This is a genomic window from Oxobacter pfennigii (assembly GCF_001317355.1).
Lineage (GTDB): Bacteria > Bacillota > Clostridia > Clostridiales > Oxobacteraceae > Oxobacter > Oxobacter pfennigii.
Genome location: NZ_LKET01000064.1, coordinates 1 through 512, shown reverse-complemented (window position 1 = coordinate 512; position 512 = coordinate 1). Strand labels below are relative to the sequence as shown.

The 512-nt window shown below is 31.2% G+C and carries 1 protein-coding gene; it reads left to right on the top strand.

Features of this window, described 5'->3' with window-relative positions; translation table 11 throughout:
* On the top strand, positions 1–512 hold a 512-nt coding region (locus OXPF_RS19145; RefSeq protein ID WP_152967814.1), incomplete at both ends, for an IS3 family transposase.

Genomic DNA, 512 nt, shown 5'->3' with positions numbered 1-512 from the left:
AAACTACTGTACATAACTATATGAATAAGGAACTTAAACTCAGTTCTATTGTTAAAAGAAAGAGACCGGGATATAAAAAGGGACATGCCCATAAAATCTTTCCTAATCTTATAAATCAGGACTTTACAGCATATAAAGTAAATCATATATGGTGTACTGATTTTACATATTTATTTTTAGCAGACGGAAGCAAAAGATATAATTGTACCATTCTTGATATTTACGACCGCTCTGTAATAGCCAGTTTAAACGGTAAAGAGATAACAAGCAAACTCGCTATTAATACATTGAAAAAAGCCATTGCTTCCCAGCCAAAAATAACAGATAAATTAATCCTTCATAGCGATCAGGCATCGCAATATACTTCAAAGGAGTTTGTAGATTTTTGCAGTTCAATTGATATACAACAAAGTATGAGCAAGGCTGGATGTCCATATGATAATGCACCCATGGAACGATATTTTAATACCTTGAAAAATGAATTAATATATCATCACTATTATCATAATGAT